This window comes from Dyella sp. AtDHG13, from assembly GCF_003201105.1.
Lineage (GTDB): Bacteria > Pseudomonadota > Gammaproteobacteria > Xanthomonadales > Rhodanobacteraceae > Dyella > Dyella jiangningensis_B.
Window position 1 is genome coordinate 15,606 of record NZ_QICJ01000013.1, and the last position, 16,931, is coordinate 32,536.

Annotated in this window: 7 protein-coding genes; 3 read left to right on the plus strand and 4 right to left on the minus strand. The window is 66.8% G+C overall.

Annotated elements, in window-relative coordinates:
• The first annotated feature begins 30 nt into the window (after positions 1-30).
• Both BDW41_RS18860 and BDW41_RS18865 read left to right on the plus strand, forming a co-directional pair.
• The gene (locus tag BDW41_RS18860) at positions 31-3,684 is read left to right on the plus strand and encodes a PilC/PilY family type IV pilus protein (RefSeq protein WP_074551347.1); all 3,654 of its coding nucleotides are present in this window, start codon (positions 31-33) and stop codon (positions 3,682-3,684) included.
• A gap of 32 nt (positions 3,685-3,716) precedes the next feature.
• Entirely contained in the window at positions 3,717-4,142 is a 426-nt protein-coding gene (locus BDW41_RS18865; protein ID WP_110301662.1) for a type IV pilin protein, read from the plus strand.
• A gap of 341 nt (positions 4,143-4,483) precedes the next feature.
• On the opposite strand, the gene recD is transcribed toward BDW41_RS18865, so the two are convergent.
• The 4 genes from recD to BDW41_RS18885 form a co-directional block, all read right to left on the minus strand.
• Entirely contained in the window at positions 4,484-6,466 is a 1,983-nt protein-coding gene (recD, locus tag BDW41_RS18870; RefSeq protein WP_074551344.1) for an exodeoxyribonuclease V subunit alpha, read from the minus strand.
• Positions 6,456-10,115 (minus strand): exodeoxyribonuclease V subunit beta, encoded by a 3,660-nt coding sequence (gene recB, locus BDW41_RS18875; protein WP_074551343.1) that lies wholly within the window; start codon positions 10,113-10,115, stop codon positions 6,456-6,458. The genes recD and recB overlap by 11 nt, the downstream gene beginning before the upstream one ends.
• Positions 10,112-13,600 (minus strand): exodeoxyribonuclease V subunit gamma, encoded by a 3,489-nt coding sequence (gene recC, locus BDW41_RS18880; RefSeq protein ID WP_074551341.1) that lies wholly within the window; start codon positions 13,598-13,600, stop codon positions 10,112-10,114. Before recC ends, recB begins: the two co-directional genes overlap by 4 nt.
• A 105-nt stretch (positions 13,601-13,705) precedes the next feature.
• On the minus strand, positions 13,706-16,153 hold the full coding sequence (locus tag BDW41_RS18885) for a TonB-dependent receptor (RefSeq protein WP_074551339.1): 2,448 nt from the start codon (positions 16,151-16,153) through the stop codon (positions 13,706-13,708).
• A gap of 328 nt (positions 16,154-16,481) precedes the next feature.
• Between BDW41_RS18885 and BDW41_RS18890 the strand changes: the two genes are divergently transcribed.
• Positions 16,482-16,931: a DUF3574 domain-containing protein gene (locus BDW41_RS18890; RefSeq protein WP_074551338.1), complete on the plus strand. Its 450-nt coding sequence runs from the start codon at positions 16,482-16,484 to the stop codon at positions 16,929-16,931.

Below are 16,931 nucleotides of genomic sequence, written 5' to 3' on the forward strand. Positions count from 1 at the left end.
CGTGCCATCCATTTTCAGGGGCGGATCGACATGAAGAACCACTTCCGCTTGCGCACACGCGCGGGCCGTTTCCTTGGCAGGCTGATTTCTTCCAGCCTGACCGTACTGGCCGTCGGTGTGATCTCGACGCCATCGATGGCGGACGTGGTCGTGGACCAGCAGCCGCTGATCATCCAGCGTTCGCTGCCGCCCAATATCGTGTTGATGCTCGACGACTCCGGCTCCATGGACAACGATTTCATGCCCGATACGTTGAGCGACAGCAGCGCCAACGGCTTCCGCAATGCCACGGTCAATGGCACCTATTACAACCCTGCCGTGACCTACAAGCCGCCGCCGATGGCCGATGGCAAGAGTTCCTATCCGACGCCGACGGACATCAGTGCAGCCTACCGCGACGGATTTCGCGACAGGAGGACCGTCGATGTCACCGGTTTCAGCGACACGCAGGCCTACTACACCCAGTTGTCTGCGACGGACACATATACGGCGACGCCGACCTGCCCCAGCACATACAACTGGAACGGTTCCACCTGCGTCAACAACAGGAACCAGACGGCAGATCCGACGAGGTGGAGCTGCAAATCCGGCGACGGCAATCCGGACGCGAATCACGTCTGCTCCACGACCACGAAGAAGTCGTATTTCACGTATACGACGCTCGACAAGGGAGCCTACACCCAGCATTACGTAGGCAAGGACGGCGACTGCGCCAAGCTGTCCACTTCATCGAACAGGGCGGCATGCGACGACAGCGTCGATACGCGTATCAACGTGGCCACCTGGTTCTCCTACTACCGCACGCGCATGCTGATGGCGAAGAGCGGCGTGATGAATTCGTTCTCCGGCCTCGACCCTACTTTCCGTGTGGGATTCGGCTCGATCGACGGTGGTAACGTGGACGGACTGGGCACGGGCTATTATCCGTTCTCGACCACGGTAACGCGCGGCAGAACCACGACGACCTACAAGTCGGGACTGGCGCGGGTGAAGCCGTTTGGCGACGGCGCCTCGGGCACGCAGAAGGCAAAGTTCTGGGCGTGGCTCGAGGGTGGCGTGGCCAGTGGCTATACACCGTTGCAGCAGGCGCTGGATTTTGTCGGCCAGTACTACCAGACCGACGATCCGTGGGCGTCCATGAGTTCGGACCCGGACTTCGATACAGCCGCAGCTTCGGCGGAACTGGCCTGCCGCCAGTCGTACACCATCCTCACTACCGACGGCTTCTGGAACGGCGACAACCCCAGCACGAAGATCGGCAACGCCGACAATACCTCGGCGAAGCGCACGGGCCCCAACGATCAGACCTTTGTCTATACCCCTGCGGCTCCGTTCAGCGACAGCTACAGCCTCACGCTGGCGGACGTGGCGCACTACTACTGGATCAACGACCTTCGCCCGAATACGGCCAACCAGGTTCCGACCAACAAGGAAGATCCGGCGTTCTGGCAACACATGACCACGTTCACGCTGGGCATGGGCTTTGCTCCGACCAATATCAAGCCAGCGACGGCGACCTATGACGACATCATGGCTTGGTCGCGAGGCGGCACGGCCATCGCCAACTTCAGCTGGCCTCAGCCGTCGTCGGACAGCGAGAACAACATCGCCGACCTTGCCCATGCCGCCATCAATGGACGCGGCGGTTTCTATTCCGCCACGACGCCGCAGGCATTTACCGATGGCCTGAAGGACGCCCTCAAGCGCGCGACGTCCCGTGTGGGTACGGGCGCCAGCCTCGCGGCGAACTCCACGCAGTTGCAGACGGGCACCATGGCGTATCAGGCCAATTACTACACCGCGTCGTGGAAGGGCGACCTCAAGGCCCTGGCGATCAATGCGGATACGGGTGCGATCGCCACCAATCCGGCCTGGACGGCTTCCGCGGTCTTGCCGGCCTACGGTAGCCGCAAGGTCTATACGTACAACGCCTCGGCAGCATCCTCCGCTGCGTCGGTATTCCAGTTCAACGCGGCCAATCTGAACTTGCTCTCTGGCGCGCAGCAGAAAGCGCTGGGCGATACGGCCGCCGAACAGCAGGCGGTCATCAGCTACCTGCTGGGCGACAACTCGAACGAACAGGACAAGAAGGGCGGCAGGTTCCGCAAGCGCGACACACCCCTGGGCGACATTGTCAATTCGCAGCCGGTGTATGTGGGCCAGCCCAACGCCAATCAGTTCGTGGGGAAGAATTTCAACGGTGCGAGCACGTTCGCGGATTATGCGGCGAAAAATGCCAAGCGCACGGGCCGTATCCTGGTGGCGGCCAACGATGGCCTGTTGCACGCCTTCAATGCTGGCGATGGTGTGGAAGCCTATGCCTATTTGCCGTCGGCCGTCATCACCAGCGACTTGAAGCGATTGTCCAGTCCCGACTACGGCGGCGACAGTCTTCCACACCAGTACTTCAACGATGGCGAGCTGACCGTAGCGGACGTGTATTACGGGCCCAAGGGCTCGGAGAGCTGGCACACGGTCGCCGTCGGTACGACAGGGCGTGGACCGGCCAGGGCTGTATACGCCATCGATGTGACCGACCCCGCTTCCTTCAAGTTTCTGTGGGAACGCTCCGCGGGAGATGGCCTGGCCAACAGCGACTACATTGGCCAGATGGCCGGCAAGCCCGTCATTGCACAAACCGCGAACGGCTCATGGTCGGTGCTGATCGGCAACGGCTACAACAGCAGCCAGGGCACGGCGGCACTGCTGCAGTTCGCCATCGCCGACGGCACGCTGAATGTGCATGCCACCACGGACGTCGGCAAGGGCAATGGCCTGGCGGCGCCCGCGGTGTGGATCGGCGACAGCGCTAATGGCATCAGCACGCTGGCTTATGCGGGCGATGCGAGCGGCCAGGTGTGGAAGTTCGTGCTCAACGATGGCGGTGTCGCCACGCCCGACAGCACCGGTTCGTTCGTGTTTCAGGCCAGGAACGATGACAAGGTCGCGCAGCCTATCACCGCGGGCATGCTGATGGGGCGCGACCCCGCCACTGGCAACCTGTGGCTGTTCTTCGGTACTGGCAAATACCTCACGTCGTCGGATCTCAAGAGCAAGGCCACGCAAACCTGGTACGGCATCATCGTCGGTTCCCCGAGCAACAGCACCATCGTGGCCAAGCTGGCCACGGACGGGCGAGCCGCACTGGTAAAGCGGCAGATCCTGATCGAGACGGCGGGGGATGCCAAGGCCGATCCGCCCGTGCAGGCGGGGCGAGGCATTACGGCCACGCCTGCGGTCAGCGACATGGGTACGAGCTCAGGTTGGTACATCGATCTGATCTCGCCGGTCAACGGCGCCGAAGGCGAGCGCATGGTCACATCCAATGGCTTCCAGGGAAGCATGCTATGGGGCACCACGCGTATTCCGCAGGCTGTCGATGCGTGCAACCCGTCAGGTCGCGGCTGGGTCATGCCGATCAGGCCGTTCACGGGAACGGCAGGCACGACCAGCTTCTTCGATCTCAATGGCGATGGCGTCATCGACAGCAACGACAACGTTTCTTCGGACGGCCAGACCAGCATCAACAGCGGTGTCGGCTTTGGTTCGCTGCCGAACAATCCGATCTTCGTCGGCGGCGTGATGTTGATCAGCTTCGACAATGGATCGACCCGCAGCATCCAAACCGCGGGCTCTCAAGGAGAGATCACGCGAGTGTCGTGGCGCGAGATGGTCAATCCCTGATGAACAACCATGCGAAAAGGAGCAAACGCGATATGGCGGGCAATGATGAACCGCGTGGGTTCGAACGGGGCTTCACTTTGATCGAGGTGCTGGTGGTGGTGGCGATCATCGCGATCCTCGCCGCCATCGCCGTGCCGTCCTATAGCCGCCACGTGGGAAAGACCTATCGCGCGGCCGCGCAGGCCTGCATGGCCGAATACGCCAATTATATGGAGCGCTACTACACCACCAACCTGCGCTACAACCAGACGCCCGACGGCACGGCGAATGCCGACCCGCACCTGGATTGCCAGACACAGGTGGCGCGCAGCTACACCATCACGCAGGCGACCACCGCCAGCGGCTTCACCATCACCGCCACACCCAGCTCCGTGCAGCAGAGCCGCGATGGCCAGTGCGGAACGCTGACGCTAAACCAGCAGGCCGCGCGCACGCCGGCGACGGCGGGGTGTTGGTGATGTGGGTGGTGTAGAAGGAATGGTTGCACAAGTGTGGGCCTGCTTTGTTGCGGCATGACGGTGAACACCGTAGACAGCGTGCAGTTGAAAGGCGCTGGATTACTCGCTTTGCTCGCCCTTCCAGGGTCGCCCTCCGGGCATTCTTCGCGCTACGCGCTCGTCCCGCCTTCGCGGGAATGACGATGTAAGGCCAAGGCACCTCGGATGCCTTCACGGTTTCGATCCGTCATTCCCACGAACCCCGAAAAGGGGGCAAGGGCGGGAATCCAGCGCCTTTGTTCTTGATCGGCAAGCAGGCACAACCGGCGCAACACACGCCTAACGATGCCGCCGCCACAGCACTACGTTTCTCGTTCCCCCCAGCGCAGATGCAACCCCGAATGGCGGTGCACCGGCTGCTGCACCGCCTGCCGCACGATGGCGGCAGGCGCCAGCAGGCTGAACCAGCGGCGGGCGCGGGTGATGCCGGTGTAGAGCAGTTCGCGCGTTAGCACGGCGCTCGCTTCGGCCGGCAGCACCAGCGCGGCGTGATCGAACTCCGAGCCTTGCGACTTGTGCACCGTCATTGCATAGACGGTTTCCCGCTCGCCCAGGCGGGAGGGCAGCACGAAGCGGATGCGCGACGCATGATCCGCTGCGTTGCCGGCTACTTCGAACGCCACGCGCAACTGCATCGCGCCGCGCTCGTCCGGTACGCGCAGGGCGATGCCCACGTCGCCGTTCATCAGGCCCAGGCTGTAGTCGTTGCGGGTGACCAGTACCGGGCGGCCTTCGTACCATTCGTGGCTGGTGTCGATCAGCTGCGCCTGATGAAGAATGCCGGCGATCTGCCGGTTGAGTCCCTCCGCGCCGAACGGTCCCTGGCGCAGCGCGCACAGCAGCTGAAAACTGCCGAACGCATGCAATGCGCCGCGTGCCCACGCCTCGTAGGCTTCCGGTGGTGCGCTGGCGGACGGACGCTCACGGCGGAGCCATTGCAGATAGTGGCGGTAACCGCGCGGCGCCTGCCCGTCGTCGCGCGGCAGGAAGCGTGCAACGCCGCCATCCAGCACCAGTTCGGCCAGCGTGCGCGTATCCGTCTCGGCATCGACCCAGGCGATGTCGGTGTGCCGTTCCGACAGCAAGGCCTGCACCTTCGCCGCGTCGCCTTCGTTGACGCGCTGCGCGAGCGTGCCGATGCCGCTGTCCGCGCCGAAGCGATGGCTGTGGCGCAGCATGGCGACATGCTGGTCGAGCGCTCGCGCGTCGTCGCGCACCCAAGCGTCGATGCGGTCGCCGGTGGTGTCGCTCAGCCACGCCGCGGTGGCTGCGCTGTAGTGCCCGCCCTCGGCGCGTCGGCACAGGTCGCCGAGTACGGCGCCGGCTTCCACGGAGGAGAGCTGATCCTTGTCGCCGAGCAGGATCAGGCGCGCATTATCAGGCAGCGCGGCCAGCACGGCGGACATCATCTCCAGGTCGATCATCGACGCCTCGTCGATCACCAGCACGTCCAGGTGCAGCGGATGGCTGGCGTCATGGCGAAAGCGCCGCGTGTCCGGCCGCGCGCCCAGCAGGCGGTGCAGCGTGTCCACCTGGCTGGGAATGCTGGCGCGCACGTCGCCATCCACATCCAGCCGCGCGATCTGCGTGCTGATGGACGATTGCAGGCGCGCGGCAGCCTTGCCGGTCGGCGCAGCAAGGCGAATGCGCAAGGGGCGCGCCGTCTCCTCGCGGTGCAGCGTCTGCAGCAGGCCGAGCAGGCGCACCACGGTGGTGGTTTTGCCGGTGCCCGGGCCACCGGTGATCACGGTGAAGGCGCCGCGCGCAGCCAGCGCGCAGGCCACACGCTGCCAGTCGGGGCTCTCGGTGGAAGCGCCGGGAAACAGGCGCGCGAGTTGCGTCGACAGCAGCGGCGAGGTTTCGCGATGACTCAGCAAGCGCTGGCTGATCGCCTGCGCGACGCGGTGCTCATGGTTCCAGTAACGGCGCAGGTAAAGCCGGCTGCCATCCAGCACCAGCGGCGATGCACCGAGTGTGGGATCGTCGCTCGCCGCCAGCAGGCTGGACGAGAGCAAGGCGGTCGGCGCGTCGGCCGCTTCGGCAAGCATCGTGCGCCAGCTGGATGGCCAGCCGCCGTCGTCCGCCAGCGATGCCCACGAGGACAGATCAAGACAGAGATGGCCATCCGCCTGTTGCCGGCTGACCAGGGCGCCCAGCAGGGGCAAAGCACGCGGCGCATGCGGATCCTGCGTATCGAGAAAGCGCGCGAAGGCCACATCCAGCGGGCGCAGCCAGCCGCGTTCGATGGCCTGATCCATGAGGGCGAGAGCGGACTCAGGCTGCATGGGCGTGTTTTCCGGTGGCGAACAGCTGGTCCATCGCTTCGATGAGCGCCTTGGGAAGGCGCTCGACGTGCACGCCATGCCCTGCGCCGTCCACGCCGCGCAGGTACAGATAGGCCACGCCGCCCATGTGCCGCTCGTAGTCGTAGCCGGGCAGCCGCGCGCGCAGCTGACGATGCAAGGCAAGGGTGTAGAGCGCGTATTGCAGGTCGTAGCGTTCGCGCAGGATCGAATCGCGCATGGCCTCCGCCGTGTAGGCGCTGGCATCGTTGCCCAGCTTGTTGGATTTGTAGTCGATCACGTAGTAGCGGCCCTGCTGTTCCACCACCAGGTCGATAAAGCCCTTGAGCAAGCCGTTGATGCGCTCGGCGAGCAGCGGCAGGCGCGGGCGCGCGTCCAGCGTGTGCGTCGTCACCAGGCGGTCGAGCGCCAGCGTGTCGACGTGCGTCGCCTCGAACCAGAATTCGAGTTCCGCGTAGTGGCTGCTCACCTGCGCGAGCGAGGCGCGCGTGCCGTCGGGCAGGGCCAGCGGCGTGCGCAGCAGCCCGGCCATCCACGCCGTGAGCATGGCGATATGCGACTGCCAGCCACGCCGCTGGCAACGCCGCGCGATTTCCTTTTCCAGTGCGGCCGTGTCGTCCGCGGTCTGCGCGAAGCCTTCGTCGGCCGCCCACTCAAGAAGATCGTGCAGGAAGGTGCCGGCTTCCGCGCCCGCATGGAAGGCGTGGATGCCCTGCGCGACGGCGCTGCCTTCGGGGAGCGTGGGTTGCTCGGCGCTGGCTTCGATGAGTATGTCCTGCGTTGCCGTTTCCGGCGCGGGCACGCGCACGTCCTCGGCTTCGGCGTACTTCAGCCCGCTGTAGCTGGACACGCGCCAGCGCTCGGCGGCGGGGCCTTGGTAGATGCGCGCTTCCCACAGTGGCGTCGCTTCCGTCTGCGCGGCGGGCAGAGCGTGCGTGGCGGGCGCGTCGAGCAGGCGGATGGCCATGCCGGAGTCGTCGCCGCGCAAGGCTTCCAGCCGTGGCAGGAGATCGGTGGGTTCGATCCTAGTGCCACCGGACAACACGTGGCCGAACGCGGACTTGTGCAGCGTCGATACCTTGCCTTGTCCCGCGCGTGTGCAGGCCACGCCCAGCCAGCAGGCATATTGCGCGCGAGTGAGCGCGACGTACAGCAGGCGCAGGTCTTCCTGCAGGCGTTCGCGATCCGCCTGCGCCAGCGCCGCGTCATCGGCGCGCAGATCCATGCGCAGCTCGCCGCGCTCGTCATGCCAGGTGAAGCTGTCGTCAGCCTTCAGCTCGCGCGCCGAGCAGACGAAGGGCAGCAGCACCAGCGGATATTCCAGGCCCTTGGACTTGTGGATGGTCACCACCTTGATCAGCGCCGCCTCGCTTTCCAGCCGGACGATCTGCTCGTCGGCGGTTTCGGCGTGCGGCTCGCCGGCGGCGGCGATCTGCGCGGCAAGGTGGCGGATCAGGGCGTGTTCGCCATCCAGCGTCGCCGCGGCGTGCTGCAGCAGTTCGGCCAAGTGCAGCAGGTTGGTCAGCGCGCGTTCGCCATCGGGAAGCGCGAGCAGTCGCGCCGGCAGGTCGAACGCATGCAGCAGGTCGTGCAGCATGGCGAGCACGCCGTGGCGTTGCCAGGTCGCATGCAATTGCCGGAAGCGGTCGCCGCAGGCTTCCCAGTGGTGCTCGTCGAGATTGAGGCGATCCAGCTCGGCATCGCTTTGTCCCAGCGTAGGCGTGGCGAGCGCAGCACGCATGGTGCGATCCGATCCCGGCTCGGCACAGGCGCGCAGCCAGCGCAGCAGGTCGGCCGCTTCCGGCGACGCATAGACCGAATCGCGATCGGAGAGATACACGCTCTTGAGGCCACGCCGCTGCATTTCCTCGCGTACCTTCGCCGCTTCGCTGCCACGGCGGACGAGGATGGCGATGTCGCCCGGACGCAACGGGCGTAGCGATCCATCCGCCGCGCGGAAACCGCAACGGCCCTCCCGCGCGGCGGCGAGCAGATCGACCAGATAGGCTGCGGCGTGGCGGGCCATCTGGTCGGTATAGGCGCCGCCGCTGATGGCGTCGTCGCTTGGCAACAGCGCCAGTTGCATCGGTGGCAGTGGTTCGCCGTCGAGCACCAACGTGTCGCCGCGGCCGCGCGCGTCCACTGGAAGGAACGGCAGCGCGTCCTTACCGCGGCCGAAGGCAAAGGCGCCGTCTTCGTGCGTGTCCGCGAACTGGAAGACGCGGTTGACGGCCGTCACCAGCGCCTGCGTGGAACGGTAGTTGGTGCCCAGCGTCCACATCGGTTGCCGCGCGCTGCCACGGGCGCGCAGATACGTATGGATGTCCGCGCCGCGAAAACCGTAGATCGCCTGCTTGGGGTCGCCGATCAGCAGCAGGCCGTTCGTGTCGCGGTGGGCATACACGCGATGGAAGATGCGCCACTGCAGCGGGTCGGTATCCTGGAACTCGTCGATCAGCGCCACCGGATACTGCGTGGCGATGGTATCGGCCAGCCGCTTGCCCGTGTGGCCGTGCAGGGCGCCGTCGAGGCGCTTGAGCATGTCGTCGAAGCCGAGCTGCGCGCGGCGGCGCTTGGTTTCTTCCAGTTGCCCGGCGATCCATCCGCTGGCATGCGCAAGCACGATTTCGCGACAGGGGCTGGTGGCGTTGCGTGCGTCCCTGCAGGCTTCGATGGCGTCGAACGCCGCGTGGCGCAGCGGTTCGGCCTTGCCGTTGCGGGCATCCGCGATGCTCGATTGCGCGTAACGCTCGAAGTTTTCCGGCGCGTCGGCTTCTTCGTTCGCCCACGCGCGCAACAAGGGGAAATCCCTGGCCAGCGTGGCGCGGCGCATCTTGTTGCCGTTGAGCGCCTTGGCATCGAGCGCGGCAAGAATCATGGCTTCGATGGCGTCGGCATGCTCCCGCCACAGTTGCCGTGCCTGCGCCTCGGCGGCGGCAGCGGCGCTGACGCGTTCGCGGAATGCGTCGAGCGCCCGTCCGGCGTCGGGCAAGGGGCGGCCATCCAGTCGCAAGTGTTCCGAGGGGTGTTTCAGCAGAGGCCGTATATCGGCCTGCAGGTCCGCCGGCGTTTTCCACCAGCGCGCCACCAGCGCGGCGCCATCGCGATCCAGCGGAAAGAAATGGCAGCGCCAATAGTCGCGCACGGCGTCGGCCAGCAGGGCGCTTTCGTCGGTGTCCGTGTCCTGCACGAACGGATGTCCGCTGTCGAACGCGTGCTGGCCGAGCATGCGCTGGCACCAGGCATGGATAGTGTGGATGGCCGACTCGTCCATCCATTGCGCGGCCAGGTCGAGCTGGCGCGCGGCGCGCGCGCGGCTGTCGTCGTCGGGATAGGCGTCGATCAGGCTGCGCAGGAAATCGTCCGGCTCGCGGTGGCCGCGGAAGGCGTCCGCCGCTTCGCCCAGGCGTTCGCGGATACGCTCGCGCAGCTCCGCCGTGGCGGCCTTGGTGAAGGTGAGTACGAGGATCTGCGAAGGCAGCAAGGCCTTGCCCTCGGGCGTGCCGTGGCCGAGCACCAGGCGCAGGTAGAGGGCGGCGATGGTCCAGGTCTTGCCCGTGCCGGCGCTGGCTTCAATGAGCTGTATGCCATGCAGCGGCAACTTCAGCGGTTGGAGCGGCGCGGTGTTCATGCGTCCGCTCCGTTGACCACGGCCGCCATCATCGGCTGGTACAGCGCGAGCCAGTGGTGGAAGCCGCCAGCATCCAGCGCGTCGAAGCGCGGCCACGCGCGGGCGAGATAGGCGTCCTCCCGCACTTCGCCCACGCCACCACCGAAGCCGCTGCCCTCATAGGCAAGCAGCGCCTGCTTGCGCGCCTTCTCCGGATCATCCACGTTCTGCAGCCAGGCAAAGGCGGTCTTGCGCGCGATGGGCAACGGCATGCGCATGCCTTCGCGCAGGGACGACAGCATGGCGTTGAGGCACATCCGCGCGTCATCGGCGTCCAGCGGTTTCAGCAGCAGCGTGGCGTCGGTGCCGATGATGCGCGATTGCATGCGCAGGCCCAGCGCATGCGCCACCACGTGGATCACCCACGCGTTGATCGCCTTGTCGTGGCGGATGTCGTTCTTCGGCATCAGCTTGCCGGCGGTCAGTTCCAGGCGCACATAGGGCGACTCGTCGCCGCGGCGCAGGTCGGTCAGCCAGTCTTCCAGGCGCACGCCGTGTGCTTCGTGCAGCACTTCGATCTTTTCGTCCACCAGCGGCCAGCGTTCGCAGGCACTGCGCCAGCGCGCGGCGAGGTCGCCGCTTTCGCGGGCCAGCGCGTCGCGCGCCATGTCGCCGAAGCCGCCGGGCGGCAACGCGCCTTGTTCGGCCAGTTGCCGGGTGGCGATGTCCACTGCGGCGCGCGGATCGTCGGCGGTGATCGCTGCACGCAGCACGCTGGCCGTGGCGACGTGTCGTTCGAGCGCGTTGAGGCCGAAGGGTTCCTCGTCCATGGCTTCCTCGTCCCAGTCGCTGAAATGCACCTTCAGGCGATGGTTGAAGAAGTGGCGCACCGGCCGCGCCACGAAACCCTGCAACAAGCCGATGCTGATGGCGGCATCCGGTTCCCAGGGCGCGAGTGGGCCGTCGGCTGGCGCGTCGTCATGATCGCGCAGCGCCTGGCGCCATTCGCGGGCATAGGTGAACAGGCGCGTGTCGGCGTCCGCGTTGAAATAGCGCCGGCTGAAAGGCTGCAGGGGATGCACCGTGGTCATCGCGTCCAGCAGGTGTTCGCCGCTGTGCAGGTCGGCCGGATCGTCGTCCGCGCGATGCCAGCCGGCGGCCACGTAGTCGCGCAACTGGCCCACCAGCACGGAGGGCGGCAGCACGCTGTTGTCGCGCACGTTGCGTCCCACCCAGCTCACGTACAGCGCATCGCGCGCGGAGGCGAGCGCTTCCAGGAACAGGTAGCGGTCGTCTTCGCGGCGCGAGCGGTCGCCCGGGCGCGCGTGCCCTGGCTGCGCCATCAGGTCGAAGTCGGCGGGCGCCTGTCGACGCGGATAGTCGCCGTCGTTCATGCCGAGCAGGCACACCACGCGGAACGGAATGGCGCGCATCGGCATGAGCGTGCAGAAGCTCACCGCGCCGCCCATGAAGCGCTGCGACAGGCGGCTTTCGTCCATGGAGGACAGCCAGTGCTCGCGCACGATGTTGAGCGGCAGCGGCAGGGCGAAATCCGCTTCCGCGCAGGCGGCCTTCCAATCGTCCAGCGCATCGTTGAGGCGGGTGAGGCGATCGCTGTCAGCGGGATCGTCCGCGTCGAAGAAATCCAGCAGCAACTGCTGCAGGTGCCGATGCCACTGGTCCGGCGTGGCCGGTTCGCGCATGCGTGCCCACCATTGCTCCAGCTGGTCGAGCAGCAGTACCAGCGGGCCGACGAGCGCGGCGTCCAGTCCACCCACTTCGCCAAAGGGCGCGATGCCGTGCCAGGTATCGCCGTCGCCCACGGCGTAGCCCAGCAGCATGCGGCGCAGGCCGAAGCGCCAGGTGTTCTGTTCGATGCCCGGCAGCTCCAGGCTCTGCTTCTGGTCGCGGTCGAGGCCCCAGCGAATGCCGGCGCCCTCGATCCAACGCCGCAGCGTGGGCAGGCCGTTGTCGTCGATGCCGAAGCGCGCGCGCAGCGCCGGCACGTCGAGCAGGTCCAGCAGATCGCTCACGGCGAAGCGCGATTCCGGCAGCGAGAGCAGATGCTCCAGCGCCACCATCAGCGGCACGGCGCCACGCGAAGGCTGGTCCGCCACGGAATAGGGCAGATGGCGCGGGTCGTCCGGCGGCAGGCGGCCGAACACGGCCTGCACGTGCGGCGCGTAGGTCTGGATGTCCGGCACCATCACGATCACGTCGCGCGGCGACAGCGGCTCGCCGCGTCGCGCGGCTTCCTCGAACATCGCCAGCAACTGGTCGTGCAGGATCTCCACCTCGCGTTGCGGACTGTGCGCGATGTGGAAGCGCAACGAATCATCGCTGTCGCGCCACGGCTTGCGCCGCGCGCTGTCGGTGGGCAGTGGTTCCAGGTCCAGGATGGCCTGTTGTATCTGGCGCAGCAGCGTGCTGCCGTCGGTATCCGCGAACAGGTCGATGCTGCGGTTCCACGCGGCGAATTGCTGGCGATAGCCTTCCGGCTTGTCGAAGGCGTCGAGCAGGCGGATGTAGTCGCGTCCCTGGCGGCCCCATGCCGCCAGCAACGGGTTGGCGTGCAGGTGCAGGTCTTCGTAGCGCGGCTCGGCGGGCAGGCCGGGCTTCGCGTTGTGGCGGCGCTGGCTGGCCTTGAGTAGTTCGCGATCTTCGATGATGTCGGCCCAGTAGTGCCGGCAGGGGTTGGCGACCAGCAGCATCACCTGGCTGAAGCGCGCGAGCGCGGTCAGCGCTTCCAGCGTCTGCTGCGGCAGCGAGGAAATGCCGAACACCACGATGCGCCGAGGCAGCGCGGCCGGCCGCGTGCTCAGTGTTTCGATGCGTTCCAGAAAGGCCTGGTGCACGGCCGCGCGGTGGTTGTGGCGTTCCCCGCCCACGTCATCCAGCAGCAGCTGCCACAGGCGGGCCTGCCAGCGCTGGTCGGCGGGCAGGGCCGGGTGCTCGCCGCGCAGTTCGTTGCGCAACACATAGCGCCCTTGTTCCCAATCGGCGAGCCAGTCGGCGCGGTACACCTGGTATTGGTCGAACAGGTCGGCCACGCGCTCGGCCAGCTGGAAGCGCTTGCGCTCGTCCGGATCGTCGCGGAGAAAATCGCGCAGCGGCGCGAAATCGGGTTCGTGCAGATGCGCGGGCAGCAGGCGCAGCAGGCGCCAGCTCAGGCGCGACTTGTCGAACGGCGAAGTGGTCGGCACCGCCTCGCGGCCGAGCACGCTGCGATAGGCCGCCCACAGGAAGCGGCCGGGCAGCTGCACGTCGATGGCCGCGCTGATGCCCAGCCCGCCGCCCTCGCCGGTGGGGCGGGCCAGCGCCCATTTCAGCCACTGCGCGATGCCGTTGCTCTGCACCAGCATCAGCTCGTCTTCCAGCGGGCGCAGCGGTGCGCGGGCCAGCCAGGCGGTGAGCAGATCGCGCAGGTCTTCCATGCGGTTGCCGTGGATGACCATCAGGCCGGGCTGGATGGGACTTTCCAGCGGCAGGTCGAGGGTATGGCTCATGGCAGGCGGAGGGCGGTATCGCTCATGGGGGCATTCTCGCCGAGTGGGCGAGAGATGTCCCGCATGCTGCCGCGCCGCCGTCCCGCCGGTTGAGACGGCGCGGGCTCAGAAGGTGTAGCGCACCCGCCCGTACCAGTAGGCGCCATTGAGCCCGATGGGCGAGATCACGTCGTAGGGGAAGTTGCCCGCGTAGTTGATCTCGCTGTTGGAGCGCGTGGGGTACTGGTCGGTCAGGTTGTAGCCGCCCACGGCGAAGCTCAGTTGCGGCGTCGCCTTGTATTCGGCCTCGGCGTCCAGCTGCCAGCGCGCTGCATACCGCTGCGTGGGCACGTCGCCACCGCCGAAGTCGAACACGCGCACCACCGAGCCCTGGCGGGTGACGCGCCCCAGCAGGTTCCAGCGCGCGTTGCTCCAGTTGGCGGTGAACGAGCCGCGCTGGCGTGGCGCGGCGTCGGTGAGCGTGTTCTGCTCTTCCACGCCGAACAGCACGTTGCCGGCGCCGGTGGCGGCCAGCGCCGCGGGCGTGGGGATCACATGCAGGATGTCGGTGTGGTTGTGGCTGTAGGCCAGGGTCAGCAGCAGACCGCCGCCGGCCAGCGGCGTGCGGTAGTTGCCGACCAGTTCGGCGCCGCGCGTGCGCGTATTCACCGCGTTGGTGAAGAAGGCCACGCTCTGCACGCCGGGCACGCCGAAGTGCTGCAGGATGTAATCCTCCAGCCCCGGGCTGTCGATGGTTTCCGATAGCGTGACGCGATGGTCGATGTTGATCTGGTACGCATCGAGGCTGAAATCGAAGTGCTCGCCCACCTGGCCGGTGACGCCCAGGCTGGCGTTGCGCGATTTCTCCGGCTTCAGCGGTTCGGCGCCCAGGCCGCGCGCGATCGGGTTGTTCACCGAGAGGATGCGGCCGGTAACCAGCTTGCCGTCCGCGCCGTAGCCGGTGGTGGTGGCCTCGTAGCCGATCTGGCTCAGCGACGGCGCGCGGAAGTTGTTGGACCAGGCGGCGCGCAGCGCGAAGCCCGGCGCGAATTCCCAGCGGCCGCTGAGCTTGCCGCTCCAGTTGCCGCCGAAGTCGCTGTAATGCTCATAGCGCGCGGCGGCATCCACGAACACGTGCTCGGTGAGGTCGCTGGACAGCTCCGCATAGGCTGCGCCCACGTCGCGCGACAGGTTGGCCGCATCCTGCGGCTGCAGGCCGCCAGCCGCCTGCGCGCCGACCGGTGCGTCGACGTACGGGCCGGCGATGTAGGAGGCCGGATCGCCCGGCCGCGTGCGGAAGTTTTCATGGCGGTATTCGGTGCCCAGCGCCAGCGTGACCGGGCGCGAGCCCACGCTGAAGTCGTGGCTGAAGTCGCCGTTGACGCTGCCCTGGTTGAAGGTATAGCTGCCGATATGGAACGAGGTGGGGCTGTCCGGTCCCAGCGAGGCGTTGAGCGAATCGCGCAGGTCGTAGTCGAAGGCATTGCTGCCCCAGTTCACGCTGCCGTCGTAATGCCAGTCGCCGAGCAGGCCGCGCACGCCGGCGGCGGTCTGCAGGTCGCGGTCGCTGCCGACGGACTTGGGCAGGTAGCCGTCCGGATAGATCGAGGTGATGTTGGCGCTGCTGTCCGGGTAGCGGAAATAGTTGTCGCCCACGCTGTGGCGTTGCGTGTACGTGCCGAACCAGTAGAACGTGGCATTGCCGCCCAGCGGTACTTCGCTGTTGAGCCAGCCGTTGTAGCTCTCCGCCGAGGGATCGCCCGCCACGTAGTTGCGCCGTCCGCGCAGCGCCAGGTTGGCTGGCGTGGGATCGGCCAGCCAGTCCGGCACGGTGTCGATGCCGGCGCGGTTGGTGGAGCCATGGTTGTTCGCCTCGATGCCGAAGCGCAGGAAACCCGTGCCGGCGAGGCGCGTGCCCCACTTGGCCGCAGCGTAGCCGGTATCGCCATCGGTGATGTCGCGATCGGCGGGGCGGAAGTGCGTGTGGTAGGCGCCGCCGGTGGCGGTGACTTCGCCGCCCTGCGGCGCATCGTCGAGGATGATGTTGACCACGCCGGCGATCGCATCGGAGCCATACTGCGCACCCGCGCCGTCGCGCAGCACTTCCACGCGCTTGATCGCGCTGATCGGGATGGCGTTGAAATCCACGGGCGTTGTACCACGGCCGATCTTGGTATCCGTGTTCACCAGCGCGGAGGTGTGGAAGCGCTTGCCGTTCACCAGCACCAGCACCTGATCGGGCGAGAGCCCGCGCAGTTGCGCCGCGCGCACGTGGTCCGAGCCGCCGGAGTTGGACTGGCGCGGAAAGTTGAACGAGGGCAGCAGCGTCGCCAGCGCCTGGCCGAGTTCGCCATTCACCGCGCCGGCGGCACGCAGATCGTCCTGCGTGAGCACGTCGACGGGCACGGGCGATTCCAGCGCCGTGCGCTGGCTGGCGCGCACGCCGGTCACCACGACCTGATCCAGCGTCCTGGCTTGCCCCTGGTCGGACTGGGCCTGCGCCACGGGCGCCAGCAGGGCGAAGATCAGGGCGGAAAGGCAGCGGCGGCGCGGCGCCGTGGTGTGGATAGGCATGGAGTTTCCTTGAGGCGCAACAGGCCATGACGCCCGTGGATCGGGCATCGGCAGATGGAAGAAGAGGGAAGGCGCCGCTCCGGGCGCCAGAGCGTCAGCCCGGACAACATCGCCGCATGGCGGGGCCATGCGGCGTCAAGCGATGTGCAGGCGTATCGACGTTCATGTCAGGCTGACCTGTGTCCCCGGTAAAACTGGCAGTGGGCCCGTATGGCTACGTGACCGTAGTTATTTGTTGCATTGCGCAAGTTCTGTTGTCAATACTTTGCGAAGAACATCCGCGGGTATCTATCCGTCTGGATGTCCATACGAACATAAGGACATAACCATGCGTCATTTGCTTTTCGCTTCCGCGCTTCTGTCAGCAGCCTTGCTGTCGGCCTGCGCGACCACTGCGCCGACCACCAGCGCCACCTTGCACGGCGATGCGGCGCATCCCGCACAGACGCAGGGCTGGGTGGAAACACGGCTCTATTTCGGCCTGGGGCTGGTGGGCGACGAAGCACACGGCGTAAGCGAGCAGGGCTGGCGCGACTTCCTGGATGCCGAGGTCACGCCGCGCTTTCCGGATGGCCTGAGCGTGCTCGACGTGTATGGCCAATGGCAGGGCAAGGGACAGGCCACGCCCGAGCGGCTGCGTTCCAAGATGCTGGTGGTCGATTACCCCGACACCGCGGCCAATCGCGATAAAGTGGAAGCCATTCGCGCGGCATGGAAGCGGCGCACGGGCGATCAGTCCGTGCTGCGCGTGACCCAACCCGCCGAGGTGTCGTTCTGA

Bases quoted from the DNA above. Each gene is read 5' to 3' on its own strand.
- recD (WP_074551344.1), bottom strand. From the start codon at position 6,466: ATGCAGCCTGAGTCCGCTCTCGCCCTCATGGATCAGGCCATCGAACGC.
- recC (WP_074551341.1), bottom strand. From the start codon at position 13,600: ATGAGCCATACCCTCGACCTGCCGCTGGAAAGTCCCATCCAGCCCGGC.
- BDW41_RS18885 (WP_074551339.1), bottom strand. From the start codon at position 16,153: ATGCCTATCCACACCACGGCGCCGCGCCGCCGCTGCCTTTCCGCCCTG.
- BDW41_RS18890 (WP_074551338.1), top strand. From the start codon at position 16,482: ATGCGTCATTTGCTTTTCGCTTCCGCGCTTCTGTCAGCAGCCTTGCTG.
- recB (WP_074551343.1), bottom strand. From the start codon at position 10,115: ATGAACACCGCGCCGCTCCAACCGCTGAAGTTGCCGCTGCATGGCATA.
- BDW41_RS18865 (WP_110301662.1), top strand. From the start codon at position 3,717: ATGGCGGGCAATGATGAACCGCGTGGGTTCGAACGGGGCTTCACTTTG.
- BDW41_RS18860 (WP_074551347.1), top strand. From the start codon at position 31: ATGAAGAACCACTTCCGCTTGCGCACACGCGCGGGCCGTTTCCTTGGC.